The organism is Minwuia sp. (assembly GCF_048007105.1).
GTDB lineage: Bacteria > Pseudomonadota > Alphaproteobacteria > Minwuiales > Minwuiaceae > Minwuia.
The window spans coordinates 2,572,657-2,598,592 of the sequence record NZ_CP180352.1; the positions used below are offsets into that span (position 1 = coordinate 2,572,657).

At 65.7% G+C, this 25,936-nt stretch carries 27 protein-coding genes; 14 read left to right on the forward strand and 13 right to left on the reverse strand.

Translation table 11 applies throughout. The annotated features are described in order from the left end of the window. Window positions 1–72: 72 nt before the first annotated feature. Window positions 73–984 (forward strand): class I SAM-dependent methyltransferase, encoded by a 912-nt coding sequence (locus ACMVY4_RS12405; protein WP_416896337.1) that lies wholly within the window; start codon window positions 73–75, stop codon window positions 982–984. Between the two features lie 14 nt (window positions 985–998). Here ACMVY4_RS12405 and ACMVY4_RS12410 read toward each other — a convergent pair whose 3' ends face one another. The 8 genes from ACMVY4_RS12410 to ACMVY4_RS12445 form a co-directional block, all read right to left on the reverse strand. Beyond that, a complete protein-coding gene (locus ACMVY4_RS12410) occupies window positions 999–2,054 on the reverse strand; it encodes a sn-glycerol-3-phosphate import ATP-binding protein UgpC (protein WP_416896338.1) in 1,056 nt (351 codons plus the stop codon). A 14-nt stretch (window positions 2,055–2,068) separates the two neighbouring features. Next, complete coding sequence (gene ugpE, locus ACMVY4_RS12415; RefSeq protein ID WP_416896339.1) at window positions 2,069–2,917, reverse strand: sn-glycerol-3-phosphate ABC transporter permease UgpE; 849 nt, start codon at window positions 2,915–2,917, stop codon at window positions 2,069–2,071. Next, on the reverse strand, window positions 2,917–3,795 hold the full coding sequence (ugpA, locus tag ACMVY4_RS12420) for a sn-glycerol-3-phosphate ABC transporter permease UgpA (RefSeq protein ID WP_416896340.1): 879 nt from the start codon (window positions 3,793–3,795) through the stop codon (window positions 2,917–2,919). The genes ugpE and ugpA overlap by 1 nt, the downstream gene beginning before the upstream one ends. Before the next feature lie 73 nt (window positions 3,796–3,868). Next, window positions 3,869–5,167: a sn-glycerol-3-phosphate ABC transporter substrate-binding protein UgpB gene (ugpB, locus tag ACMVY4_RS12425; protein ID WP_416896341.1), complete on the reverse strand. Its 1,299-nt coding sequence runs from the start codon at window positions 5,165–5,167 to the stop codon at window positions 3,869–3,871. Window positions 5,168–5,269: 102 nt separating this feature from the next. Next, window positions 5,270–6,424, reverse strand: a complete 1,155-nt coding sequence (locus ACMVY4_RS12430; protein WP_416896342.1) for a glutathionylspermidine synthase family protein — start codon at window positions 6,422–6,424, stop codon at window positions 5,270–5,272. A 13-nt stretch (window positions 6,425–6,437) separates the two neighbouring features. Beyond that, window positions 6,438–6,980: a DUF1190 domain-containing protein gene (locus ACMVY4_RS12435; RefSeq protein ID WP_416896343.1), complete on the reverse strand. Its 543-nt coding sequence runs from the start codon at window positions 6,978–6,980 to the stop codon at window positions 6,438–6,440. 1 nt (window position 6,981) lies between these two features. Further along, window positions 6,982–7,929 (reverse strand): GNAT family N-acetyltransferase, encoded by a 948-nt coding sequence (locus ACMVY4_RS12440; RefSeq protein WP_416896344.1) that lies wholly within the window; start codon window positions 7,927–7,929, stop codon window positions 6,982–6,984. A 100-nt stretch (window positions 7,930–8,029) separates the two neighbouring features. Continuing rightward, window positions 8,030–8,185, reverse strand: coding sequence for a hypothetical protein (locus ACMVY4_RS12445; protein WP_416896345.1), 156 nt, complete (start codon window positions 8,183–8,185; stop codon window positions 8,030–8,032). Window positions 8,186–8,320: 135 nt separating this feature from the next. On the opposite strand from ACMVY4_RS12445, the gene ACMVY4_RS12450 reads away from it, so the two are divergent. Then, window positions 8,321–8,755, forward strand: coding sequence for a DUF3429 domain-containing protein (locus tag ACMVY4_RS12450; RefSeq protein ID WP_416896346.1), 435 nt, complete (start codon window positions 8,321–8,323; stop codon window positions 8,753–8,755). On the opposite strand, the gene ACMVY4_RS12455 is transcribed toward ACMVY4_RS12450, so the two are convergent. Further along, window positions 8,752–9,279 (reverse strand): gamma carbonic anhydrase family protein, encoded by a 528-nt coding sequence (locus ACMVY4_RS12455; RefSeq protein ID WP_416896347.1) that lies wholly within the window; start codon window positions 9,277–9,279, stop codon window positions 8,752–8,754. The two genes, ACMVY4_RS12450 and ACMVY4_RS12455, sit on opposite strands and share 4 nt — an antisense overlap. A 76-nt stretch (window positions 9,280–9,355) precedes the next feature. On the opposite strand from ACMVY4_RS12455, the gene ACMVY4_RS12460 reads away from it, so the two are divergent. From ACMVY4_RS12460 to ACMVY4_RS12485, 6 genes are read left to right on the forward strand one after another with little or no spacing between them, the layout of a single operon-like run. After that, window positions 9,356–9,685, forward strand: a complete 330-nt coding sequence (locus ACMVY4_RS12460; RefSeq protein WP_416896348.1) for a DMT family transporter — start codon at window positions 9,356–9,358, stop codon at window positions 9,683–9,685. Between the two features lie 5 nt (window positions 9,686–9,690). Further along, the gene (locus tag ACMVY4_RS12465; protein WP_416896349.1) at window positions 9,691–10,776 is read left to right on the forward strand and encodes a sulfotransferase family protein; all 1,086 of its coding nucleotides are present in this window, start codon (window positions 9,691–9,693) and stop codon (window positions 10,774–10,776) included. Continuing rightward, window positions 10,773–11,849 carry a hypothetical protein gene (locus ACMVY4_RS12470; RefSeq protein WP_416896350.1) on the forward strand — a complete coding sequence of 359 codons (1,077 nt, stop codon included), beginning with the start codon at window positions 10,773–10,775 and terminating at the stop codon, window positions 11,847–11,849. Before ACMVY4_RS12465 ends, ACMVY4_RS12470 begins: the two co-directional genes overlap by 4 nt. Further along, on the forward strand, window positions 11,846–12,805 hold the full coding sequence (locus tag ACMVY4_RS12475) for an NAD-dependent epimerase/dehydratase family protein (protein WP_416896351.1): 960 nt from the start codon (window positions 11,846–11,848) through the stop codon (window positions 12,803–12,805). Before ACMVY4_RS12470 ends, ACMVY4_RS12475 begins: the two co-directional genes overlap by 4 nt. Then, the gene (locus tag ACMVY4_RS12480; RefSeq protein WP_416896352.1) at window positions 12,798–13,463 is read left to right on the forward strand and encodes an HAD family hydrolase; all 666 of its coding nucleotides are present in this window, start codon (window positions 12,798–12,800) and stop codon (window positions 13,461–13,463) included. Before ACMVY4_RS12475 ends, ACMVY4_RS12480 begins: the two co-directional genes overlap by 8 nt. Before the next feature lie 58 nt (window positions 13,464–13,521). Continuing rightward, window positions 13,522–14,751, forward strand: a complete 1,230-nt coding sequence (locus ACMVY4_RS12485) for a cytochrome P450 (protein WP_416896353.1) — start codon at window positions 13,522–13,524, stop codon at window positions 14,749–14,751. Window positions 14,752–14,852: 101 nt separating this feature from the next. Here the strand turns inward: ACMVY4_RS12485 and ACMVY4_RS12490 are convergent, their stop codons facing one another. The 4 genes from ACMVY4_RS12490 to ACMVY4_RS12505 form a co-directional block, all read right to left on the reverse strand. Continuing rightward, entirely contained in the window at window positions 14,853–17,585 is a 2,733-nt protein-coding gene (locus ACMVY4_RS12490; protein ID WP_416896354.1) for an ATP-binding protein, read from the reverse strand. Then, complete coding sequence (locus ACMVY4_RS12495; protein ID WP_416896355.1) at window positions 17,572–17,829, reverse strand: hypothetical protein; 258 nt, start codon at window positions 17,827–17,829, stop codon at window positions 17,572–17,574. The genes ACMVY4_RS12490 and ACMVY4_RS12495 overlap by 14 nt, the downstream gene beginning before the upstream one ends. Before the next feature lie 13 nt (window positions 17,830–17,842). Then, window positions 17,843–18,214 (reverse strand): response regulator transcription factor, encoded by a 372-nt coding sequence (locus ACMVY4_RS12500; protein WP_416896356.1) that lies wholly within the window; start codon window positions 18,212–18,214, stop codon window positions 17,843–17,845. Window positions 18,215–18,302: 88 nt separating this feature from the next. Continuing rightward, window positions 18,303–19,877: a helix-turn-helix domain-containing protein gene (locus ACMVY4_RS12505; protein WP_416896357.1), complete on the reverse strand. Its 1,575-nt coding sequence runs from the start codon at window positions 19,875–19,877 to the stop codon at window positions 18,303–18,305. Window positions 19,878–20,086: 209 nt separating this feature from the next. Between ACMVY4_RS12505 and ACMVY4_RS12510 the strand changes: the two genes are divergently transcribed. The 6 genes from ACMVY4_RS12510 (at window position 20,087) to ACMVY4_RS12535 (ending at window position 25,928) form a co-directional block, all read left to right on the forward strand. After that, window positions 20,087–21,436, forward strand: a complete 1,350-nt coding sequence (locus ACMVY4_RS12510) for a substrate-binding protein (RefSeq protein ID WP_416896358.1) — start codon at window positions 20,087–20,089, stop codon at window positions 21,434–21,436. 83 nt (window positions 21,437–21,519) lie between these two features. Further along, the gene (locus ACMVY4_RS12515) at window positions 21,520–22,548 is read left to right on the forward strand and encodes a branched-chain amino acid ABC transporter permease (protein ID WP_416896359.1); all 1,029 of its coding nucleotides are present in this window, start codon (window positions 21,520–21,522) and stop codon (window positions 22,546–22,548) included. A 4-nt stretch (window positions 22,549–22,552) separates the two neighbouring features. After that, complete coding sequence (locus tag ACMVY4_RS12520) at window positions 22,553–23,698, forward strand: branched-chain amino acid ABC transporter permease (RefSeq protein ID WP_416896360.1); 1,146 nt, start codon at window positions 22,553–22,555, stop codon at window positions 23,696–23,698. Between the two features lie 10 nt (window positions 23,699–23,708). Then, window positions 23,709–24,464: an ABC transporter ATP-binding protein gene (locus ACMVY4_RS12525; RefSeq protein ID WP_416896361.1), complete on the forward strand. Its 756-nt coding sequence runs from the start codon at window positions 23,709–23,711 to the stop codon at window positions 24,462–24,464. Between the two features lie 57 nt (window positions 24,465–24,521). Then, window positions 24,522–25,292, forward strand: coding sequence for an ABC transporter ATP-binding protein (locus ACMVY4_RS12530; RefSeq protein WP_416900308.1), 771 nt, complete (start codon window positions 24,522–24,524; stop codon window positions 25,290–25,292). A 24-nt stretch (window positions 25,293–25,316) separates the two neighbouring features. Beyond that, window positions 25,317–25,928 carry a hypothetical protein gene (locus ACMVY4_RS12535; protein ID WP_416896362.1) on the forward strand — a complete coding sequence of 204 codons (612 nt, stop codon included), beginning with the start codon at window positions 25,317–25,319 and terminating at the stop codon, window positions 25,926–25,928. Window positions 25,929–25,936 lie beyond the last annotated feature (8 nt).

Genomic DNA, 25,936 nt, shown 5'->3' on the forward strand with positions numbered 1-25,936 from the left:
TGTGAGGAGTTCCGGGCGCCGTTCCGGCCGAGCCCGACTGACTGCCAGTGCGAAGGTTCGGGAGCAGACTTGATGAACATGGGACCCACGCTTCAGCGTCTCTACGACTGCCAGATCGAGCAGACACCGAAGCTGAAGGACTCTATCGACAAGCGGATCAAGGCCACGGAGGCCGGCGATCTGGCGTTTCTGGACGGGCTCGCCGACATGGTCATCCGTCTGGCGGGCGGCGAACTGGCCCGGTTCTGCAAGGACTACGGCTGGATCTGCGACACCATCCTGCGCGAGGAGATCCATTTTCGCCGCAATGGCGCCTATCGCCTCTCCCGTTTCGAGGACGCCGTCGCCGAGGTCTATTCCAGACCCGAGGTCATGGCGCCCTACATGAACGGGTTGCTGATGACCCAGGTCTGGTGGCCGAACCACACGAGGTCCGTCGAGTTCCTGAAGAACGGCTTCCTGCCGCGCTGCAGGGACGGCTACCGGATGCTCGAGATCGGGCCGGGCCACGGCCTCTTCATGTATTTCCCGGCCATCGACCCACGCTGCAGCCATCTCGAAGGCTGGGATCTCAGCGAGACCAGCATCGAGGCGACACGGGAGTCGCTGAGCAATCTCGGTGTCGGCGGCAAGGCCGCACTGAAGCAGCAGGACCTGTTCGACGCCGCCAGCTATGCGGGCGGGTTCGATGCCCTCATCTTCTCGGAGGTGCTGGAGCATCTGGACAGGCCGAAGGAAGCGCTGGAAGCACTCCGCGAGCTGCTCAGCGCCGAGGGCAAGATCTACATTCACATGCCGATCAATGCGCCGGCACCGGACCATCTGTTCAATCTCGACTCTCCTGAGGACGTCTCGGCGTTCGTCCAGAGTGCGGGCTTCCGCGTGATCGACAGCGAGGCCGCGCCGATGCTCGGCTACACGCTGGAGCGCGCACTGAAGATGCAGCTGACGATCAGCTGTCTGGTGATCGCCGAACGGGCGTAGGCGTCCGTCGCGTTTCAGATTGCGCGGCCGGTCTCCGGGTCGAACAGGCGCACGGCCGATGGCTCCACCGAGAGCCGGATCATGTCGCCTCTGGTCACGGCCATCTGGCGCGGCAAGCGTGCGGGCAGGTCGATGCCGTCGGCGCGCAGATGGGCGATCTGGTCGGCGCCTAGCACTTCGATCATGTCCGCCTTCAGCTCGATCGCGCCGTTCGGGTCAGGCGTCATGTTCTCCGGCCGGACACCGGCGACCACCGGCCGGCCTGCCTCGTGCGGCGTGGCGAGCGGCAGCCGGACATGCCCGGCCAGGTCGACCGCAGTGCCGTCGGCGGCGACGCGCCCCGGCGTCAGGGTCATGGGCGGCGTGCCGATGAAGCCGGCGACGAAGGTGGTGGCCGGTGTCTCGTAAACCTCGTCGGGGGTGCCGATCTGTTCGGCGACGCCCGCATTCATGACCACGATCCGGTGGCCCAGCGTCATGGCCTCGACCTGGTCGTGGGTGACGTAGAGCGAGGTGGTGCCGAGCTCGGACTGCAGCTTGTGGATCTCGAGGCGCATTTGCACGCGAAGCTTGGCGTCGAGGTTCGAGAGCGGCTCGTCGAACAGGAAGGCGCGGGGCTCACGCACGATGGCGCGGCCCATGGCGACGCGCTGTCGCTGGCCGCCGGAGAGTTCGCGGGGCTTGCGCTGCAGGAAGGGGCCGAGCTCCAGGATCTCGGCCGCGCGGTTTACCCGGGTCTCGATCTCCGCCTTCGGCATCCCGCGGATGGTCAGCCCGTAGGCCATGTTCCGGTAGACTGTCATGTGCGGATAGAGCGCATAGTTCTGGAACACCATGGCGATGTCGCGTTCGGCCGGTTCCAGATTGTTCACGACCTTGCCGTCGATGGCGATCTCGCCGCCGGTTATCAGCTCCAGTCCCGCCACCATGCGCAGAAGCGTGGACTTGCCGCAGCCGGAGGGTCCCAGAATGACGATGAACTCGCCGTCGGCGACATCCAGATCGACACCGTGAATGACCTGGTTGTCGCCATAGGACTTCCGGACATCGCGGAAACTGATCGAACCCATCTGCTTCTCCGGCTCTACTTCTCGGTTTCCACCAGACCGCGGACGAACTGGCGCTGCATGAAGATGACGATCAGGACGGGCGGGATCATCGCCAGCGTCGCTGTCGCCATCACGTAGTGCCAGACCGGCAGCTGCTCGGCGGCGTTGACCATGCGCTGGATGCCCATGACGACGGTGTAGAAGCTCTCGTCCGTGGTCACCAGCAGCGGCCAGAGATACTGGTTCCAGCCATAGATGAAGAGGATCACGAACAGCGCCGCGATGTTGGTTCGGCTCAGCGGCAGCAGGATGTCCCGGAAGAACCGCATGGGGCTGGCCCCGTCGATCCGCGCCGCCTCGGCCAGCTCGTCCGGCACGGTCATGAAGAACTGCCGGAACAGGAAGGTGGCCGTCGCCGACGCGATCAGCGGCACCGAAAGGCCGGCATAGGAATTCAGCATCCCCAGATCCGCGACGACCTTGTAGGTCGGCAGGATGCGGACCTCCACGGGCAGCATCAGGGTGATGAAGATGATCCAGAAGCACGCCATCCGGAAGCGGAAGCGGAAGTAGACGATGGCGTAGGCCGCGATCAGGGAGATCGCGATCTTGCCGAAGGTGATCAGCAGCGCCATCACCAGGCTGTTCATCATCATCAGCCAGACCGGCACGCCGCCCGCGTCGGCGATGCCGCCCGACAGGACCCGGCCGTAGTTCTCGAAGAACAGCGGACCCGGCAGCATCGGGATCGGCGCCTGGGTCAGCGCATCGGGCGGGTGGGTCGAGGCGACGAAGGCGATCCAGATCGGCAGCAGGGTGACCGCTGCGCCGAGGATCAGCACCAGATGCGTGATGATGTTCAGGAAGGGGCGGTTCTCGACCATCAGTACTGCACCTTCCGCTCGATGTAGCGGAACTGGACGACGGTCAGGGCGATGACGATCGCCATCAGCACCACCGACTGCGCCGCCGATCCGCCCAGATCGAGGCCGATGAAGCCGTCATTGTAGACCTTGTAGACCAGGATCGAGGTGGCCCCGGCCGGGCCGCCGTCGGTGGTCGCATGGACGATGCCGAAGGTGTCGAAGAAGGCGTAGACGACGTTCACGACCAGCAGGAAGAAGGTCGTCGGCGACAGCAGCGGGAAGATGATCGTCCAGAAGCGTCGCACCGGGCCGGCGCCGTCGATGGCCGCGGCCTCGACCAGGCTTTTCGGCACCGCCTGCAGGCCGGCCAGGAAGAAGAGGAAGTTGTAGCTGATCTGCTTCCAGACCGCGGCGAAGACGATCAGCGCCATGGCGTGGCCGCCGTTCTGGTAGTGGTTCCAGTCGACGCCCAGCCCCTTGATCATCCAGGCGAGGATGCCGATGGTCGGGTTGAACATGAAGAACCAGAGCACGCCCGCCACGGCTGGCGCGACCGCGTAGGGCCAGATCAGCAGGGTCTTGTAGGCGGAGCTGCCGTGGATGATGCGGTCGGCGTTGACCGCCAGAAGCAGGGACAGGCCCATCGAGAGCGCTGTGACGAGCACGGAGAAGACGAGGGTGATCTCGAACGAGGCGAGGTACTGCGCGCTGCCGAACAGGTCGGCGAAATTCTCCAGTCCGACGAACTCGGTCTTCAGGCCCCAGGCATCCTCGCGCAGCACGCTCTGCCAGAGCGCCTGGCTCGCCGGCCAGATGAAGAACGCGAAGGTGATCGCCAGCTGGGGCAGCACCAGCGCATAGGGCAGCCAGGGATGTCGGAAGAGGGCGCGTTTCATTCAGGGTCGTGAGAAACGGCGACCGCCGGCGGGTCGCTTGATCCGCCGGCGGCCACACATTCCGTCGCCTCGGTCAGTTCGTCTTTTCGAACTTCCGCAGCAGCTCGTCGCCGCGGGCCTTGGCGTCGTTCAGCGCCGTCCGGGCGTCCTTCTGACCGGCCCAGATCGCTTCCATCTCCTCGTTGATGATGTCGCGGATCTGGACGAAGTTGCCGAAGCGCAGGCCCTTCGAGTTCGGCGTCGGCGTGTTCAGGCTCAGCTGCTTGATCGCCGTGTCGGTGCCCGGGTTCTTCTCGTACCAGCCCTGCTCCTTCGACAGCTCGTAGGCGGCCGTGGTGATCGGCGCGTAGCCGGTGAACTGGTGCCAGTCGGCCTGGATCTCGGCCGAGGACATGAACTTGAAGAACCTGGCGACGCCCTTGTATTCAGGCGCCTCGTGACCGCGCAGCACCCACAGGGTCGCGCCGCCGATGATCGAGTTCTGCGGCTTCTCCACGACGCTGGCCGAGTAGGGCAGCATCGCCTGGCCGAACCTGAACTTCGCCTGATCCTGGATCGAGGCGTAGTAGGCCGACGAGTTCATCCACATGGCGCATTCGCCGGTGACGAACAGCGGCAGGCTCTCGCCGCGGCGGCCGCCATACTTGAAGGTGCCATCGGCCATGGAATCGCGCAGACGCTGCAGCAGCCCGACGATGGTGTCGTTGTTGAAGGTGAACTCGGTGTCCGTACCCTCGAAGCCGTTGGCCTTGGTGCCGATGGGCAGGTTGTGCCAGGCGGACATGTTCTCGATCATCACCCAGGACTGCCAGCCGAAGGAGATGGCGCAGTCATGGCCGGCTTCCTTCAGCTTGGTCGCCGCGTGATAGACGCCGCCCCAGGTCGTCGGGACCTCGGCGATGCCGGCCTTGTCGAGCAGGTCCTGATTGTACCAGAGGACCGGTGTGGAGCTGTTGAACGGCAGCGACAGCAGCTTGTTGTCGGTGTCGGTGTAGTAGGAAATCACCGCGGGCAGGTAGGCTGACTGGTCAAAGGCCTCACCGGCGTCGGCCATCAGTTCGTGGACCGGATAGACGGCGCCCTTGGCGGCCATCATCGAGGCGGTTCCGACCTCGAAGACCTGCACGATATGCGGCTGTTCCCTGGCGCGGAACGCAGCGATCGCGGCTGTCATGGTCTCGGTGTAGTTGCCCTTGTAGACCGGCTTGACCGTGTACTCGCCTTGGCTCTCGTTGAACTTCTTGGCGATTTCCTCGACCTTCTCGCCCAGGCTGCCGCCCATGGCATGCCACCATTCGATCTCGGTCGCCGCCTGCGCCAGCCCCGAATAGAGCATGGCCGCAGCGGCGATGACGCCGACGCGCTTCATCATCTCGACTACCCCCTTGTTGGGATTGCAAACAGGAAGCTGGTTAGCCGGGCGCTGTTGCGGCCAGATGAAGGTCTTCTTACGGAAATGTGTCGGCGCGGCCGCTCAGGGGCGGATGAAGTGGGGCACGAAGCGCGCGCCGTCGCCGGTTATCGGCCCGTCATCCTCCCGAACGCCGAGCCCAGCCGGTTCGCTGGCCACGACCCAGCAGCCACAGACCGGACGGTTGCCGGCGAAGTCGGGCAGGGGATGATATTGCTGGACGATGAAGCCCTCGGCGCCGTACTCGCCACCCTTGCTGGCTTCGACGCCGGGGGCCGAGATCTCGACATTCGCGCCCTCGCGCCCCAGCAACGGCTTGCGCACGCTGGCCGCGAGATTCGCCGCGGCAGGGTCGTCGGCGAACCACGCCGGCAACAGGTTGGGGTGATCGGGAAACATCTCCCAGAGCAGCGGCAGCAGCCCCTTGTTCGACAGGATCGCCTTCCATGGCGGCTCGATGAAACGGCACCCCGAACCCGGGATGTGCGCGCCGAAGGATTCGGCCATCAGCCATTCCCAGGGATAGAGCTTGAACAGCCACGAGATCGGCTGGTCCCAGAGATCGACGAAACGCCCGTCGGCGGCCAGGCCGATATCCTCGATGTTCAGCCGTTCGGTCGCCAGGCCGGCCTGCCGCGCGCAGTCGGCGAGGTACTCGACCGTGCCGCCGTCTTCCGCGTGATCCGCCACGGATGCGAGGTAGAGCATGCCGTCGATGCCCAGCCCGCCCAGCGCATCGACCAGCCGCTCGTGCAGGGAGTTGAACTGGTCCGCGCCGGCCGGCAGCGCCCCTCGCTCCAGTTGCTGCTCCAGCCAGACCCACTGGAAAACAGAGGCCTCGTAGAGCGCGGTCGGCGTGTCGGCGTTGTATTCCAGCAGCCTGGGCGGGCCGCTGCCGTCATAGGCGAAGTCCATGCGGCCGTAGAGGTTGCGTTCTCCGTCCTTCCAGCTACGCGCGATCATGCCGTGGAACGCTTCCGGAATCCGGAGGCGGCGCATCAGCAGCGGTTCGGAGACCACACGGTCGACCACATCGAAGCAGAACCCCTCGATGGCCTCGACGGCGGCCTCGAGATCGTCCTCGATCTGGGTGAGGCTGAAGGCGTAGCAGGCGCGTTCTTCCCAGTAGACGGTATCGTTGGGGGAATGGAAGTCGAAGCCGTGGGCCTCGGCGGTCATACGCCAGTCCGGCCGGGCTTCGATGTCGATGCGCTGCACGCTGGGTGGGGTATCAGCTGCCGACGCTGCCGAAGGCGCGGGCCCGCGAGCCGAAGCCGCCACGCGGCACCGGCCGCATGTTCGGCTGAACGCTGGACACCGCCGAGCGCGGCGACTGGTTCAGGCCGACCTTGTCGCCGACGCGGACGTTCTGGCCGGTCCGGAAGCCGCTGCGGTCGTCGCCGGACCGGTAGAGCGGTTGGGTAGCCGCCGTCCGGCCGCCGCCCGAGAGCATCGATCCCATCAGATAGCCCGCAAGCAGGGGCATGAAGACGCTGCCGCCGGAGGAGGTCTCGTAGGGCGATGTCTCGCACTGGCCATTGCCGAAATCGGCCTCGCAGTCGGCCTTCGAGAGGTACTTCGGCGCGACCTCGGCATGCTGTTCCCGCGCCACCTTGAAGTCGGCTTCGCACTGTTCGGTCGAGAAGAAGCCGCCCTGGATGCACTGCTCCGCCAACTCGTAGATGTGCGTGGCGGTCTTTTCCTCCTCGCAGGCGGCCAGCGAGAGCGTCGCCGCACCCATCGAGATAAGCGCCACGCGCCTTGAGCGTTTCACCTCAGTTTTCCTCGCGCTTGTCGAAGTGGGCATAGTAGCGGGAACCGACCCGGTCCATCTCGACGGTGACGAAGACGTCGACCGTGCCGAACTGGTGATCGATTACAGCGCCGTCGCCGATCACGCCGCCGAGACGCAGATAGGCCTTGATCAGCGGCGGCATGGCCTTCCAGACGCGCCGTGCGTCGATGTCGTCCTTCTCGACGATCTCCATATCCACATAGCGCTCTTCCAGCGCGCGGACCGTCCGGCCCTCGGGCGCGCCGTGGAAGTGGCGGAGATAGGAGAGCGCCTCGGCATGCGCCTTCGGGTCCCGGCCCTGGAAGCTGGCGCAGCCGAAGAGCGTGGTCAGCTCATGCTCGGCCAGATAGGCGGCGATGCCCCGCCAGAGCAGCTGGATCGTGGACTTGGACCGATGGGTGGAGGCGACGCAGGAGCGGCCGAGTTCCAGCAGCGATTCAATCGGCTGGTTCATCAGGGGTGCGAGATCGAACTCGTCGGCCGAGTAGAAGCCGCCGTTCTCCTTCGCCACGCTGCCGCGCAGCAGACGGTAGGCGCCGACCAGCTGGTCCTGCTCGTCCATGCTGCGGTCCATGACGATCAGGTGGTCGCAGATGTCGTCATAGCGGTCCATGTCGAGGCGCAGGCGGCGCGCCACGGGATCGGGGCGCGCGCCCATCTCCTCGTAGAAGACGGTGTAGCGCAGCGACTGCGCGGCGCGGATCGCGTCGCGGTCGCGGGTGATGTAGACCTCCAGATTGCCGGCTGAACAGACCGGTCCCGACGCCGGAAGATTCCAGCGCAGACGGGCGGTCGGTGCGGGGCGTGCGGGCGCGATGGGTTCGACGACGGCCAGCGTCGTCCCGTCCCGGGCGGCGCGCTTTGCGGCCCGGCGTTCCTTCAGCTTGGTCGCCGCCACCTTCGGCAGGAAGATGACGTTCTTGATCATCGTCCGCCGCTTGCCGGGCGTTTTCGGACGCGCAGGACGGACCCGCCGCAACGCGCGCGGCAATTTACGGATAGCGCTCATTCAGGTCTACGAGGGCGGATCAGCCCTTCTTGTCTTTGGTGGCCGTCTCGGACCCCGTGTCCTGCATTACGGTCTGCGGAGCCTTCTTGGACGCCGTGGCGCCGAAGGGGCAGGCGGCGGCAATGGCAGGCGCGAAGGCGGCGGCCAGAGCGATCGCAACGACGAAAGAGCGCATGATCTCACCTCATGTTGGCGGGACTGAATCGTAGTCCGAAGCAGCGATGAGGGTCAACACGGCTAACGCCGTCCGCTTGCGAATGCGCCGCGCCGCGCTACCCTCCCGCAATCGTTGCGAAATCGGAGGTTTCCGGTGCCCAGACTGCCGCTCGTTCTTGCCGTTCTCGGCCTCGTTCCGTTCGCCTGGGGCGCATGGACCGCCCATTTCGGCGAAGGTGGCTGGCTCGGGATCGCGCGATTCTCGATGCCGATCTATGCCGCGGTGATCCTGTCCTTTCTGGGCGGCGCGCAGTGGGGCATGGCGCTCGCGCCTGGCGCACCGGATGGAAACCGGGCGATCCGGCTGCTGGTGTCGATGATTCCCTCGATCGCCGGCTGGGTGATGATGACGCTGCCGTTCACGGCGCCGCAGAACAAGTATCTGATCTTCGCCGCGTTGCTGGTGGCCTGGGCAGCCATCGATCACATCTACGTGCGCCGCGGCTGGGCGCCGGACTGGTACGCGATGCTGCGATGGCCGATCACCGTCGTCGCGGCGGGCTGTCTGGTGCTCGGCAGTCTCTACTAGGCCTGCTGATTCCGGTATTCGGCCGCCAGTTCGGCATAGTGCGAAGCGCCGCGGGTGATCATGGCGATGTCGCGCTCGGTGACCTCGCGCAGCGGCTTGGCGGGCCAGCCGGCCCACATCTCGCCCTTCCGCGCAACCTTGCCCGGAGGCAGCAGCGCCCCGGCGGCGATCAGCGCGCCGCCTTCGATCACGCAGCCATCCAGGATCACGGCGTTCATGCCGATGAAGGCGTCGTCCTGCAGTTCGCAACCATGCAGCATCACGTTGTGGCCGACCAGCACGTCATTGCCGATCACCGTCGGGGTGCCGTTGCCGTTGACGTGGACGACCGTGCCGTCCTGCAGGTTGGTCCTCTCGCCGATCCGGATGAAGTTCACATCGCCGCGCAGCACGCAGTTGAACCAGATGCTGGAGCCCTTGCCGATCTTCACATCGCCAATGACATGAGATCCCGGCGCGAGAAAAACGCTGTCGTCGATCTCCGGCCAGGTGTCGCGGAAGGGGTGGCAGGAGCCTCTTTCCATGTCGGTCGCCTTTCGTGCTATCTGCCGCCTGCTGTAGCCGCTCTGGTGCGGCGCGCCAAGTCACGGGAACCCGGCCATGCATTATCTCTACCTCTTCGGAGCGATCGTGGGTGAGGTCGTGGGCACCAGCGCGCTGAAGGCGACCGAGGGCTTCACCCGGCTCGGGCCGTCGCTGATCGTGGTCGCGGGCTACGGTATCGCCTTCTTCCTGCTGTCGCTGTCGGTCGAGCGGTTTCCCATCGGCGTGCTCTACGCCGTCTGGTCCGGCCTTGGTATCGTGCTGATCGCGGTGGCCGGGTTCGTCCTCTACGGCGACCGGCTCGATCTGCCTGCGATCCTGGGCATGGCGATGATCCTGGGCGGGGTGGTGGTGATCCAGCTCTTCTCCGAGACGGTGCGGCATTGAGCGGGATGAAGCATCCGCTGTCCGGCGCCGATCCGGCGACTTTCTTCGGCGCGCTGGCAGCCAATGGGGGCGTCGCGGGCGGTCAGGCGCTCCGGACGCTTGGTATGGCCGGCGCGGTGATCGGGCGGACGCCGTTCAGCCTGGCCGAACGGCTCTGGTGCGCCGCGCGCGTGCCGAGGAACCTGCCCGAGCCGCCGGTATTCATCGTTGGCCACTGGCGCAGCGGGACGACGCATCTCTACAACATCATGTCGAAGGGCGAGTTCGCCTTTGTCCCGCCGCTGGCGACGGGTCTGCCCTGGGACCTGTTGCTGATCGGCGGGCTGTTCCGGCCGCTGCTGGACCGGGCGCTGCCCGACAGCCGGGCCATCGACAACGTGCCCGTCACGCCGGACGCGCCGCAGGAGGACGAGATCGCTCTCGCCAACATGACGCGGCAGTCCTTCTATCACGCGCTCTATTTCCCCGGCCGCTTTCAGGATCATCTGCGCGCAGGGCTCTTCTTCGAGGGTGTGGACGACGCCGGGATCGCAGAGTGGGAACGGCAGGTGCGGCGGCTCTACGCCAAGCTGGTGCACGCTCAGGGCGGGCGGCGGCTGCTGATCAAGAACCCGGTCTATACAGGCCGGGTCGCGCATCTGGCCCGCATGTTTCCGGGCGCGAAGTTCATCAACATGGTCCGCGATCCCTACGACATCTTCGTCTCGATGCGGAACTTCTACGTCAAGCTGCTGCCGGAACTGGCGCTGCAGAACTATGCCGATGTCGATATCGACCGGGCCGTGCTGACCGTGTTTCCGGAATTGATGCAGCGCCTGCGCGCTGACCGGGCGGCGCTGGCCGGCGGCGACTTCGTCGAACTGCGCTATGAGGAACTGGACGCCGAGCCGGTGGACACGGTCCGCCGCGCCTATGAGGCGCTCGGCCTGCAAGGCTTTGAAACAAGTGTTGAATCCTTCCGAGCCTATCTCGGTGGTATCCGCTCCTACAGGAAGAACGAATTCAGGATGCCGGCGGACGTGATCGAACTGGTGAACAGACACTGGGCCGACGAGATCGAGGCGCTAGGCTATGAGGTGCGGGTGCCGTGAAACGGCTGGCGGCGGCAGCACTCCTGACGCTGTTCGCGCTGCCTGCGATGGCGGCGTACGAGTGCCGCCATGTAGATGTGGTCAGCACCCTGACAGGTGTGAAGCTCGCCGGGATCGAGGATCTCGCCTACCACCCGCCGAGTGGCAACCTGATCCTGTCTGTTCACGACCGCTGGGGCGACAGGGATGGTCGTTTCGAGGCGCAATGGGGTCTCTTTCGCCTGCCGCTTGATCAATTGGAGACCGGTCAATCAAGCGTGAGGGCCGATCCGGCCCGGAAGGGTGAGGCGTTTCTCGACGAGATGAAGCCGCATGGCATCGCCCTGCGGCAGATAGACGACGGCTCGTGGCGACTGCTGGTGATCAACCATCGTTTCCTCGAGGAAGAAAGCGGCCCCCTCGGGCTGCCGGGCACAATGATCGAGGAGTTCGAGGTCGATCCTGAAGGACATCTGACCGCGCTCCGGTCGGTTGGCCATCCGGCTCTGTGTCCGGCCAATGATCTCGACTGGATCGATGGCGACCGCGCACTCGTGAGCCTCGATCGGACAAACTGCGGCGGCCTTTCCCGATTCTTGGAACTGGCGCGTGGGCAGTGGCGCGGGCGGCTGGCGATTGTTGATCTTGCAGGTGGCGGAGAACCTTTCGTGCTCGCGGAGAAGCTCGGCTTTCCGAATGGCGTCGCGGTCCGGGATGACGAGACATTCGTGGCGTTCAGCCGAGAGGAACGGCTTGCGCGATATCGGCTGACAGCAGACGGCCTGGTCGAGACCGGAAGCTGGCCGCTGAACGGTGGCGGTGACAACCTGGCATTCGATTCCGCAGGCCGCCTGTTGCTCGCGGTTCATCCGGACCTCTTCGATTTCGGCCTCTACACCCTCCGGGTCTGGGGCTTCGGTTCTGCGCCGACCCGCATGGTCCGGTTCAGCCCGGACGGCGAGGAGCGCGAGATCCTGTTGGAAAGCCAGGATGGCAAGCCGCTCTCCGGCGTCACGTCGTTCGTCGAGGCGCGCGATCTTCTGGTTGGAGGCGCCGCTTTCGACGAGGGCATCGCGGTCTGCGAGGAGAAATGACCGGCATCGATCTCGTCACCGGCGGTTGCGGCTTCATCGGCCGGCATCTGGTGGCGGCGCTGCAGGCGCGGGGGCGGGCGGTGCGGGTGCTGGACACGGCGCCACTGCCAGATGGCATGACCGGCATCGATCACCATCGGGCCTCGATACTGGACGTGCCCGCCGTCGATGCGGCGGTCGCCGGCGCCGAGCGGGTGTTCCATGTCGCGGGCGATCCGTCGCTCTGGGCAAGGGGCGGCAAGGCCTTCGACCGCACCAACCGTTCGGGCGCCGAGACCGTGATCGACGCGGCCGTCGAGGCGGGCGCGAGCCGTATCGTGCTGACCTCCTCCCACGCCATTGACGTGAAGGGCAGGCCGACGGAGACCGCGATGCCCGGCCCCTACACCCGCGCCAAGTTCCGCGCGGAGCAGTTCGCGCTTCGGCGGGTGGGCGAGGGCGCACCGGTCATTGCGGTCGCGCCGACCATGCCGCTCGGACCCGGCGATCGGAACCTCACCCCGCCGACGCGGATGCTGCTGGAGTTCCTGCAGGGGAAGAACCCGGCCTTCCTCGATTTCGAGGTCAACCTGATCGACGTCCGGGAGGTGGCCGAGGGTCATGTGCTGGCCGCCGAACGCGGGGAGGCCGGTGTCCGCTACGTGCTGGGCCGGCACAACCTGATGCTCTCGGACATGCTGGCAATGGTGGAGCGGATCAGCGGCAGAGCGATGCCGAAGCGGACCATCCCCTACGCGCTGGCCTGGGCCTCTGCGGCAGTGATGGAGGCGGGGGCCCTGATCACGCGGAAGCCGCCCCGGGCGTCGCTCGAGGGCGTGCGGCTGGCGCGGCGGCTGATGCCGGTGGCCGACGATCCGGCTGCGGTGCTCGGTCTGCCTGAGTGGCCGCTTGAAGCGATGCTCCGCGACGCCATCGGGTGGCTCGAGGAAGAGAGGCACTGGCGACGCGATGGCTGACACCGAACTTGTGATCTTCGACTGCGACGGCGTGCTGGTGGACAGCGAGCCGCCGGCAAACCGCGTTTTCGCCGCCTATCTGAACGAACACGGACTGGCGTTGACGGTCGACGAGGTGATGCGCACCTTCGTCGGCCTGTCGCTGAAGAGTTGCGTCGAGATCGCGCTGGACCGCTATGGCGTCCGTCTGCCCGACGACTTCATTCCAGAACTGCGGCGTCGCACCGAGATCGTGCTGGCAGAGGAGGTGCAGCCGGTCCCGCATGTGCGCGGCGCCGTCGGGTTGCTGGCCTGCGCCACCTGCGTCGCCTCTTCGGGGGAGTTCGGCAAGATGCGGCTGACGCTGGGACGCACCGGCCTGCTCGACCTGTTCGAGGGCCGGCTGAATTCGGCGACCGAGGTGAGCCGCGGCAAGCCGGCGCCGGATCTCTTCCTGCTGGCTGCGGAACGCATGGGCGTCGAGCCTGCGCGCTGCGCCGTGGTGGAGGACAGCCCCTTCGGCATCGAGGCGGCGCGGGCGGCGGGCATGCGGGCGCTGGGCTTCTGCGGCGGCGGCCACCGCGATCTGGAACGCGATGCGCCACTGCTGGTGGGCGCCGGGGCGGACATTGTCTTCGACGACATGCGGCGCTTGCCGGGGATCGTTTCGATAGGCTAGCATCCGTGGATAAATGAATGCCAGTCAGTTAAAGACTGCGCCGCCACGGGAGGCACCCATGAACGATCAATCGCCGTCGAACAGTCAGGCCATGTTCAATCCGTTCTCGCCGGAGTTCGTGCGCAACCCCTATCCGTCGTTCCACATGCTGCGGGCGAGCCAGCCGACCATGAAGACCCCGCTCGGCTTCTGGGTCGCCACCCGCTACGAGGACGTCGCCCAGATCCTGAAGGACAAGCGTTTCGGCAAGGGCTTCGAGGCCCGCACGATCCAGCGCTATGGCGAGCAGATCTTTCAGAACCCGGCCTATGACTCGATGCGCAACTGGATGCTGACGCAGGATCCGCCGGATCACACCCGTCTGCGCGGCCTGGTCTCCAAGGCCTTCACCGCCCGGCGTATCGAGGGGCTGCGTCCGCAGATCCAGGCGCTGGTCGACGAATTGCTGGACGGCGTCGTCGGACGCGGCGGCATGGAGTTCATCCGCGAGTTCGCCTATCCGCTGCCGGTCAACGTCATCTGCGACATGCTCGGCATCCCGGCCGAGGACCGCGCCCGCTTCGAGGTCGGCGGCAAGATGTCGGGGCGTCTGATCGACCCCACGCCGCTGACGCCGGAAGAGTTGCAGTCGTCCAATGAAGGCTTCCTGGAGCAGGCCGACTACTTCAAGGAGCTGTTCGCCGCCCGCCGCGCCGAGCCGCAGGACGATCTGACGACGGTGCTGGTCCAGGCCGAGGAGGCCGGCGACCGCCTCAGCGAGGACGAACTGGTCGGCAACATGATCCTGCTGTTCGGGGCGGGCCACGAGACCACCGTCAACCTGCTGGGCAACGGCATGCTGGCGCTGCTGTCGACGCCGGGCCAGTACGAGAAACTGCGCGACAATCCCGATCTGATCCCGGGCGCCATCGAGGAGATGCTGCGCTTCGACTCGTCGGTGCAGATGACCGGCCGCGCCGCCTTCGAGGATGTGCAGGTCGGCGACGTGACCATCGGCAAGGGCGAGCATGTGCTCTGTCTGCTGGGCGCCGCCAACCGCGATCCGGAACAGTTCGAGGACCCGGACGACTTCCGCGTCGACCGCGTCAACGTGCGGCCGATGTCCTTCGGCGGCGGCATCCACTTCTGCCTCGGCGCCCAGCTTGCGCGGGTCGAGGGCGAGGTGGCGTTCCGCTCCCTGCTGCAGCGTCTGCCGAACCTGCGCCTCGGCTTCGAGGGCGATGCGGACTTCAAGCCGACCTTCACCCTGCGTGGCCTCACCGGCCTTCCGCTGGCCTGGGACGTTTGAGGACCACGCACGGTCCAAGGCCTTCGTACCGTTTGTCTTGCGGCAAGGCCGCTCCGGACCCCGGCTCAAGGCCGGGGTGACGAATGATGTGTCCGGTTGCGCTAGTCAGCCGCTGTCGCGGCGCTGGCGTCGGCCAGCGGGATGGCGAAGCGGAAGCAGCTGCCGTTGGCGCCGCCGCGCACCAGCTCCAGCCGCCCGCCCAGCTTGCGGGCGATCTCGGCGCTGATCGCGAGTCCCAGGCCGGTGCCGGAGCGGCCCTTCTCGATCTGCCGCCAGCCGCGCGAGAACTTCGAGAACAGGTGCCCTTCCTCGACATCGCCGACGCCGGGACCGTTGTCGGCCACATCGATGATGAAGTGGTCCTCGTCGAGATAGCGGCTGACCCGGACCCAGGGCCGTGGGTTGTCGTTGTACTTGATGGCGTTGGAGACGAGGTTGATCACGACCTGGGTGATGCGGTCGCGGTCGCCGAGCACAGTCGCGGGCGTGTTGCAGGCCACATGCTCGATGGTGATACCCTGTTCCGTGGCCAGCCCCTCGCAGGCGAAGACGGCGGAGGCGACGGCGCTCTCGGGCGTCAGGCGCTCCGACTTCCACTGCACCTCGCCGCGCTCCAGGTGGCTGAGGTCGAGGATCTCGTCCAGCAGGCCGGTCAGTCGGATGCTTTCCTCGTGAATGATGCGGACGAAGCGTTCGACCTTTTCCTCGGTCAGGTCGTCCGAGTTGAGCAGCAGTTCCGAGAAGGACCGGATCGAGGTCATCGGGGTCCGCAACTCGTGGCTCACCTGGCTCAGGAAGTCGTCCTTTTCCGTGTCCAGCCGCATCAGCCGCTCGTTCGCCTGACTGAGCTGGCGCGCGGTCCGCTCCAGGGCCTGTGAGTTGGCTTCCAGCGCCTGGCTGTACTCGATCACCTGCTGGGTCTCGTCGACCATCTTGATGATCTCGTCCAGGCTGATGCTTTCGCCGGAAACCACTTCCGAGATCATCACGCGGGCCGAGGCGGCGCCGACGCTGCCGCCGATCTCGCGTTCCAGATTGGCGATCAGCGTCGCGTCCGGAATGGGGTTGCCGCGCTCGCGGCCCTGTTTCCGGGCGTAATCGTCGAACAGGCGGTTCGCTGTCGGGCGGCCCAGGATGCGGCTGGACAGGATGCGCAGGTCGTCGATGGCCGCGGTGCGGACCAGCGCCGTGGATTCGCGGCCTTCCGGATTGCGGAAGACATCGACGAACAGCGCGCCCTGCAGCCGCTCCAGCGGCTTGGCCTCGCTGAACAGCGATCCCAGTGCGAGAAGGAAGGTGTTGGCCGAGAGGCTCCAGAGCACCGAATGGACCAGGGGATCCATGCCGGTCATGCCGAACAGCGCCTGCGGCTTCAGCCAGACCGCGCCGAACAGCCCCTGCGCCACGATGTCGGACACCCAGTTGCCGGGCAGCGCCAGGCTGGGCAGCAACAGGGTGTAGATCCAGAGCACCAAACCTGCGATCAGCCCGAGCTTGGCGCCCGTCGCGGTCGCCTGCCGCCAGTAGAGGCCGGCGATCATGGGCGGCAGGAACTGGGCGACGCCGGCGAACGCGATCAGACCCATCGAGGCCAGCGCCTCGGTCTGGGCGCTGAAACGGTAGTACATCAGGCCGATGAACAGCACGAAGACGATGCTGAAACGACGGCTGTTGAGGACGAAGGTCTTCAGGTCATCCGACTGACGAACGCCCATCGCGTTCATGCGCAGCACGATCGGCATGACGATGTGGTTGGAAATCATGATCGACAGGGCGATGCAGGCGACGATCACCATCGACGTCGCCGAGGAGAAGCCGCCGATGAAGACGAAGAGCGCCAGCAGTTCCTGATCCGCGGCCAGCGGCAGGGTCAGCACGAACATGTCCGGATCAGCGCCCGGCGGCAGGGTGGTCAGACCGCCCAGCGCGATCGGCAGCACGAACAGGCTGATCAGGAACAGATAGGCCGGGAACAGCCAGCCGGCGGTCTTCAGGTGGCTCTCCCGTCCGTTCTCGACCACGGTGACCTGGAACTGGCGCGGCAGACAGAGAACGGCCGCCGCCGAAAGGAAGGTGAGCGCCGTCCAGCGGCCTCCGAACATCTCCTCGCGTTCGGTGATCATCCGGCGGGCGGCGTCATTGTCGAACAGCTTCTCCAGCCCGCCGACAGAGTAGACGACGAAGATTCCCACCATCACCAGCGCCAGCAGCTTGATCAGGGCTTCGAAGGCGATGGCGGCGACGACACCCGGATGCTGCTCGTTGGTCTCCAGATTGCGCGTGCCGAACAGGATGGTGAACAGCGCCATGCCGGCGGCGACCCAGAAGGCGCCGTCGAAGAAGCCGCTCTCAACCGGCGGCAGCGGGGCGAATCCGGTGCCGGGCGGTGCGCTGAGTACGTCGAAGCTGGATGTCACCGCCTTCAACTGCAGGGCGATGTAGGGGGTGGTGCCGATGACCGCGATCAGGGTCACCAGAATCGCCAGCGTGTTCGACTTGCCGAAGCGGGACGAGATCAGGTCGGCGATCGACGAGATGCGGTGCGTGTGACCGATGCGGACGAGTTTCCGGAGCAGGTAGAACCAGCCCAGAAAGACCAGCGTCGGCCCGAGATAGATGGTGGCGAAGTCGAGGCCGCTGCGCGCGGCCGAACCGACGGCGCCGTAGAAGGTCCAGGACGTGCAGTAGACCGAGATCGAGAGCGTGTAGACGATGGCGGAATTGCCGATCCAGCCTTGGCCGCGCCGCGCCCAGCGGTCGCTCAGGAAGGCCAGCAGGAACAGCAGGCCGACATAGCCGATGGCGATGATGATGACGACGTCAGCGGTCAGCATCGTCCGCGTCCTCCGCCGCCGGATGGTTGACCGGCGGCGGTTCGTCGGTCGTCGCCAGCTTGCGCGACAACAACAGCCCGAGGCCTATCAGCACCGCCCAGACGGCGAAGATGTAGACGACCAGCGACGGCACGCCGGCGATCTCGCCGGACCGGCGGAACAGGCCGACGAAGGGCGGCATCAGCAGCAGCAGCCCCATCAGGGGCAGCAGAAGGGCGGCGTCGCGGAGCTTCTGGCGGTTCACCGGCTCACGGACGCTACCGCCCGCAAAGGCCCGCGACGCAGTCCACCACCTCGCGGTTGGAGAAGGGTTTGGTGATGAAGGCGTTGACGCCGAGATCCTCGGCGACCTTGCGGTCGCGGTCCTGCCCCTTTGCCGTCAGCATCAGGACGGGCAGCTTCTTGAGACGGGCGTCGCTTCGCACCTTCTTGAGAACCTCGTAGCCGTCCAGCTTGGGCAGCATCAGATCCAGAATCATCACATCGGGCGCTTCGCGCATCAGGCTGTCGACCGCGGCCTCGCCATCGAACACAGCCGCAGGTTCGTAGCCCTCACGCTTCAGGATGAAGGTAAGAAGTTCGACCAGATGCGGTTCGTCTTCGGCGATCAGCACGCTTGCCGCCACCATCCGTTCCTCCCAGGGGTCGTAGGACCGGCTTTTTCGCCGATTTTGTTTGGACTTCGGAATCATACACTCGGGTTTCGAGGCCCGTCATCTACAGATTTTGGCTGGCCAGGAAAGAGGATTCTCCGCGATGGGCGCAGGCGCCGCGGGGGCAGAGCCGGCAGGCCGGACCGACCGGCGTGGCGATCCGCTGGGACGAGAGGTTCATCCCGTCGGCGTAGATCGTCTGGTCCGCATAGGCGACATCGCAGGCCAGCATGATCGAACTGGAGAATGGCGCCTCGTGATAGGCCGCGGGTTCGTGGCGCACGGTCCGGGCGATGAACAGGAAGCGCGAGCCGTTGGGGAACTCCGCCAGCTGCCGGATCATACGTTCGGGTGTCTGGAATGCGGCATAGAGCGGCCAGAGCGGGCAGGCGCTGCCACTGCGCGGCAGCGGCAGGCCGGGCAGGGGGTAGCGCTTGCTGATGAAGCCTGACGGGTCGGTCTTCATCAGGGCGAACGGTACGCCTTCGGCGCCCGGCTTCTTCAGCGACAGCAGCCTCAGGCAGACCTGCTCCAGGCTGGCGGCGTGGCGCTGCCTCAGCGCCTCGATGTCGTACCGCAGCGCTTCGGCATCGGCCAGAAACAGGTCGTAGGGCATCAGCAGCGATGCGGCGGCGGCGGAATAGAGCGCCGAACGCGCCCGTTGCCGCGCCGCGTCGGTGGTCAGGATATCTGACACCAGCACGCCGTCGGCGCAGTCGGGTTGGGCGCGAATCACCAGCGCGCGGGCAAGCTGGAACCGGCGGGTCGCCGCGGGCGCCGTGGTCAGCAGATCCAGACGTCCGGCTTCCGGATCGAAACGGGCCGAGTTGCGGAAGCGACCGGCGGCATCCGCCGGCAGGGTGCGGACCTCGATGCCCAGGCGTTCGCCAAGCGCACGGTAAAGTTCATCGTCGTCGATGCGGTCCGGCAGGCCAAACTCGCTGCGCAGGTCCTCGACGGCCTCCTCCAGCTCAGGGAACCAGGCCCGGTTCTGGATGTAGAGGTCGTCGACTTCCTCGGCGGGCGTGCGCGATGTCCGCCGCGCGGCGCCGGTCTCGAACAGCTTGACCAGAACCTCGGCCTGGCTGGAAAGCGCGCCGCTGTGGGACAGGATGATGTCGATGAAACGGTCCCGCTCGTCGCCGGTCAGGTCGTCGACGGTATCCAGCACTTCCGAGGTCGACCGTATGGCCGTCGCGCTCGTCAGCATGTCGTGCACGGCCTCGGCCAGGGTCGGGTCCTGATCGAGCCGGTCCGCCAGCGCCGAAATGTGCTGTTCACTGTCCCGGTGCGCCCGCCACAGACCCAGCATCGCGCGGGCCCATTCGGGGTGGCGGCTGACAAATCTGTTGGCGCTGGACGGATCGATGCCGTGCTCGAGCAGCTCCGGCTGGGCGGCAACCTCGGACAGCCGCTCGACCAGCCGCCGTTCCTGCATGCCGGAGAGGATGTCGAGATCGACGCCCAGCTCTCCGGCGATCTGCTGCAGCAGCGATCCGCCGACGGCCCGCTTGTCCGCCTCGATCAGATTCAGGTAGGAGGCCGAGATGCCGACGCGGCGCGCCAGTTCGGCCTGGGTCAGCCCCATTGCCTTCCGCTGACCGCGTATCCGGATTCCGACGGGACCGGCGACTGCCATTGCTGGCCTCCCAACGTGTTTCGCGCCTGTAAATTATTTACAATTTGCTGCGCCGCAGCAAGTCGAAATTTACAAAGGTTTCCCGGTTTTCTGGGGCCTGCTTGATGAGATTTACAACTTTCCGTAAAGGCAGTGATGGATTGGGCGGGGTGGTCCTCCGCTTATCTGTTCAAATGACGTCAACGAACACCCGTCTTGGGAGGCAATGAATGACCATCGAGAAATCCAACCTGTCGCGGCGTACGCTGCTGAAGGCCGGCACGGCCCTCGGCGCGGGCATCGCGGCTCCGACCATCTTCTCCAGTCAGGCCTGGGCGCAGTGCTATGCGAACGAGCCCAAGGGATCGACCGTGACCTTCGGCTTCAACGTGCCGCAGACCGGTGCCTATGCCGACGAGGGCGCTGACGAACTGCGCGCCTATCAGCTGGCCGTCGAGCACATCAACGGCGAAGGCGACGGCGGCATGCTGAACACCTTCTCCTCCAAGGCGCTGCAGGGTAATGGCGTCAACGGCAAGAAGGTCGTGTTCGTCACCGGCGATACCCAGACCAAGTCGGACGCCGCCCGCGCCTCGGCCAAGCGCATGATCGAGAAGGACGGCGCCATCATGATCACCGGCGGCTCGTCCTCGGGCGTGGCCATCGCGGTGCAGGGCCTCTGCCAGGACGCCGGCGTCATCTTCATGGCCGGCCTGACCCACTCCAACGACACGACCGGCAAGGACAAGCGCGCCAACGGTTTCCGTCACTTCTTCAACACCGAGATGTCCGGCGCGGCGCTGGCTCCGGTGCTCAAGAACGCGTTCGGCACCGACCGCACCGCCTACCACCTGACCGCCGACTACACCTGGGGCTGGTCGCAGGAAGGCTCGATCAAGAAGTACACCGAGGCTCTGGGCTGGAAGACGGCGGCCGCAGTCCGCACGCCGCTGGGCGCCGGCGACTTCTCGCAGTACATCACGCCGGTCCTGAACTCGGGCGCCGACGTGCTGGTGCTGAACCACTACGGCCGTGACATGGTCAACTCGCTGACCCAGGCGGTCCAGTTCGGCCTGCGCGACAAGCAGGTGAACGGCAAGGACTTTGCCATCGTCGTTCCGCTCTACTCGCGTCTGATGGCGCAGGGCGCCGGCGAGAACGTCAAGGGCATCTTCGGCTCGACCAACTGGCACTGGTCGCTGCAGGACGAGGGCTCGCAGGCGTTCGTCAAGTCCTTCGGCCAGAAGTACGGCTTCCCGCCGTCGCAGGCTGCCCACACCACCTACTGCCAGGCGATCCTGTATGCCGACGCCGCGCAGCGGGCCGGCACCTTCCGTCCGGACGGCATCGGCGCCGCCCTGGAAGGCTTCACCTTCGACGGCCTTGGCAACGGCCCGACCGAGTACCGCGCCGCCGACCACCAGTGCTTCAAGGACGTGCTGGTCGTGAAGGGCAAGGAAAACCCGAGCTCCAAGTTCGACGTTCTCGAGGTCGTGGAAGTCACCCCGCGCGCCCAGGTCGAGTACGAAGCGGGCATGCTGGGCGGTGAGCTCGGCCCGTACAACAACGGTGCCTGCTGATAGACAGGAACTGATTTGAAGACTGGCCGGTCCGGTCCTCCCCCCGGACCGGCCGTTTTTTCAATTCAACCGGGAACTGAACGATGGATGTCATTCTGCTGCAGTTGCTGAACGGCCTCGACAAGGGGGGCGCCTATGCGCTCATCGCCCTTGGCCTGACCGTCATCTTCGGCACCCTCGGCGTGGTGAATTTCGCCCACGGCGCCCTTTTCATGCTGGGCGCGTTCTGCGCCGTGACCGTGAAGGCCCTGCTGGGCGCCGAGAAGATCGCCATTCATCCGACCGAAAAGACGGCATGGGGTTCGCCGCTCGAGATCCGCACCCCCTATGTCGAGGACTGGTTCGGCGATTTCGGCACGCTGTTGCTGGACTACTCGGTCCCGGTATCAATCCTGATCGCCATTCCCGTGATGCTGTTGATCGGCATCGCCATGGAGCGGGGTCTGATCCGCTTCTTCTACAAGCGTCCGCACGCCGAGCAGATCCTTGTCACCTTCGGTCTGGCCATCGTCATTCAGGAGATCGTCAAGTCGCAGTTCGGAGCGAACCCGATTCCGCAGCCCGCCCCCGATGCGGCGCAGGGCATGCTGGACTTCGGTGCGGCCATCGGCTTCGACGCCGGCAGCGTCGTCTACCCGACCTGGCGGCTGGTCTACTTCCTCTTCTCGCTGATCGTCATCGGCGGCGTGTTCGCCTTCCTGCAGTTCACCACCTTCGGCATGGTCGTCCGCGCCGGCATGGCGGACCGCGAAACGGTTGGATTGCTGGGGATCGACATCGACCGGCGTTTCACCATCGTCTTCGGCATTGCGGCCATCGTCGCCGGTCTGGCCGGTGTGATGTACACGCCGATCCTGAGCCCTGACTATCACATGGGCATGGATTTCCTGGTGCTGAGCTTCGTCGTCGTCGTGGTCGGCGGCATGGGCTCGCTGACCGGCGCCGTCCTCGCCGGTTTCGTGCTCGGCATCCTGCAGAGTTTCGCCTCGATGAACGAGGTCAAGAACATCCTCCCGGGTATCGACCAGATCATCATCTACCTGATCGCCGTCGTGATCCTTCTGGTTCGCCCCCGTGGCCTGATGGGCCGCAAGGGCGTGATGGAGAACTGATCCCATGAAGAGCCTGTTCAACATGCAGCGGAACGACATCATCCTGCTCGTCTGCTTCTCGGCTGTCGTGCTCGCTGCGCCGGTGCTGTTCGCGCCGATCGGCGCCGGCTACCCGGACCTGCTGCAGAAGTTCGCGATCTACGGGATCCTGGCGATCGGCTTCAACATCCTGTTCGGCCTTACCGGATACCTGTCCTTTGGCCACGCGGCCTTCCTGGGCGTGGGCTCCTACACGGCGGTCTGGACCTTCAAGCTGTTCAGCATGAACCCGATCCCGGCGATCATCCTGGCGACCCTGGTCGGCGGTCTGTTCTCGGCCCTGATCGGCTACATCTCGCTGCGGCGGACGGGCATCTACTTCTCGATCCTGACGCTGGCCTTCGCGCAGATGTGCTACAATCTCGCCTATTCCGTGCTGACGCCGATCACCAACGGTGAAACCGGCCTGCAGCTGGACCAGTCGGACCCGCGTGTTCTGGATACAGCGTTTGGCCGCGACTACGGCGCGGTGCTCCCGCCGTCGGACCTGTTCGGCGCCCCCATGCGCGAATGGCCCGCCTTCTACTTCTGCGCCGTCGTGCTGATCATCTGCTTCTTCATCGCCATGCGCATCTACCGCTCCCCGTTCGGGATGATGCTGCGCGCCGTGAAGTCGAACCAGAACCGCATGAACTACACCGGCCTGAACACCCGGCCCTATGCGCTGGCGGCCTTCGTGATCTCCGGCATGTATGCCGGCCTTGCCGGCGGCCTGCTGGCGGTGACCGACCCGCTGGCCGGCGCCGAGCGCATGCAGTGGACCGCATCCGGCGAGGTGGTTCTGATGACCATCCTGGGCGGCACGGGCACGCTGCTGGGGCCGGTGATCGGCGCAGCGGTGATCAAGTACTTCGAAAACATCTTCTCCGCTTTCAACGAGGGCATCCTGCTGTCGATCTACGATTTCCTGCCGGAATCCCTGCAGCACGCCATGGTCTCGATCTCCTCGCTGTTCGTGGGCGAGGGCTGGCACCTGACCCTCGGCGCGCTGTTCATGATCATCGTGATTTTCCTGCCGGGCGGTTTGATGGAAGGCATCAAGCGCCTGATAGCGCTGGTCCGCCGATCCGGCGGCGGTGGCGGGCGCGCTTCGGCGCAGCCGGCCGAGTAGGGGAACGCACATGGGCATTCTGGAAGTCAGCAACGTCAACAAGTCCTTCGGCGGTCTGAAGGCACTGCACGAGGTCAATCTGAGCGTTGAGGAAGGCACCGTTCACGCCATCATCGGCCCGAACGGCGCGGGCAAGTCGACCCTGCTCAACTGCTTCATCGGCCGTCTCGTCCCCGATACGGGCTCGGTCATGTTCGACGGCACCTCGCTGCTGGGCATCAAGCCGCACGAGATCAACCAGGCCGGCGTCAGCCGCGTGTTCCAGACGCCGGAGATCTTCGGCGACCTGACCCTGCTGGAAAACGTCATGATCCCGGCCTTCGCCAAGCGCGACGGCGCCTTCACGCTGAACGCATGGTCGTCGGTCGATGAGCAGGAAGACGTGCATGACAAGGCGGTCAGCCTGCTGAAGGACCTCGGTCTGCACGGCAAGTCCCACGAACTGGCCGGCACGCTGTCCCGCGGCGACAAGCGGCGGCTCGAGTTGGCGATGTGCCTGGTTCAGGATCCGAAGCTGCTGCTGCTGGACGAGCCGACGGCGGGCATGGCGCGCGCCGACACCAACAACACCATCGATCTGATGAAGGACATCGCCTCGACCGGCAAGACCATGGTCGTCATCGAACATGACATGCACGTCGTGTTCTCGCTGGCCGAGCGCATCTCGGTTCTGGCCCAGGGCACGGTGATCGTCGAGGACCATCCGGACAAGATCAAGGGCAACCCGAAGGTCCAGGAAGCCTACCTGGGCGGCGCGCACCTGTAGGCAAAGGGGGCCATTGGAGATATGAATATGCAGGCGGCAACTCAGACTCAGGGCGTGATGAGCGAGGAACTCTACAAGGGCAAGGTGCCTGGCAAGCAGCCGACCACCAACAAGGGCGGTCAGCCGGCCTACTTCTCGTGCTGGGATATCCACGCCTATTACGGTGAGAGCTACATCGTCCAGGGCGTCAGCTTCGATATCCGGGAGGGCGAGATCGTCGCGCTGCTGGGGCGGAACGGCGCCGGCAAGACGTCGACGCTGCGCGCCATCGCGCGGGTCGACGACCCGGCGCTGCGTTCCGGCGAGATCTGGCTGGACCATGAACCGCTCCACGAGATGCGGGCGCATCAGGCGGCCCGGCTGGGCATCGGCCTGGTGCCGGAGGACCGGCGCATCATTCAGGGTCTGACCGTCGAGGAAAACCTGCAGCTGGCCCAGATCGCGCCGCCGGTCGGCTGGTCGATCGAGCGCATCTACGACCTGTTTCCGCGGCTCGGCGAACGCCGGCAGCAGGAAGGCACGACGCTGTCGGGCGGCGAGCAACAGATGCTGGCGATCGGCCGCACGCTGGCGCGCGACGTCAAGCTGCTGCTGCTGGACGAGCCCTATGAGGGGCTGGCACCGGTCATCGTGCAGGAAATCGAGAAGACGCTGGACCAGATCAAGAAGCTGGGCATGACCACCGTCATCGTCGAGCAGAACGCGATCGCCGCGCTGCATCTCGCAGACCGCGCCATCATCCTGGACATGGGCCAGGTCGTGTTCGATGGCACGTCGCAGGAGGTTCTGGACAACGCGGAGCTGCGCCAGCAATACCTCGCCATCTGACGGGGCGCCGGAGACCCGACAGTCATGCCGACCGATGCCGAGCAACCGCTCGCACTCAGTACGAAACTTGAAGAAGACTTCATCACGCCGCTGACGGCGCTGCGCGGCGTGCTCGAGATCTTCCGGGACTTCGACGATCTGACGGAAGAGGAACGGCGGCGGTTCGCGGAATCGGCCCTGGAGGACTGCCTCCGGCTGGAACGCGGCATCGACGACCTGGCGGTGCGCGTCTATGCGGACACCGAGGCGCCGGTGGCCGAGCCGGTCGCACCGAGCGTCTATGCCGACCGGGTGGAGGTGCTGAGGGACCGGCAGGTGATCGATCTCGATTTCAGCGGCTTCGTGTTCTCCGGGCCGGCCGTCGTCGATGAGTTCTACGATTATGTCGAGAGGCTGGTCGAAGAGACCGGGCAGGACTGGTACTTTACCGTCAACTACAGGAACTGCGCCGTCTGGCCGGAGGCCTGGGTGGCCTACGCGCATCGTGCGAAGCGGCTTCAGATGAGCCATGCGCTCGGCACTGCGCGCTACAGCGCCGACGCAAGCGCGGCCGAGGCCCGGACGGAAGGTGGCATGCTGCAATCCAGGGCTGCGGCCATCGAATTTCTGACGAAGCGCCGGAACGGTCCGTCATAATGGACCGG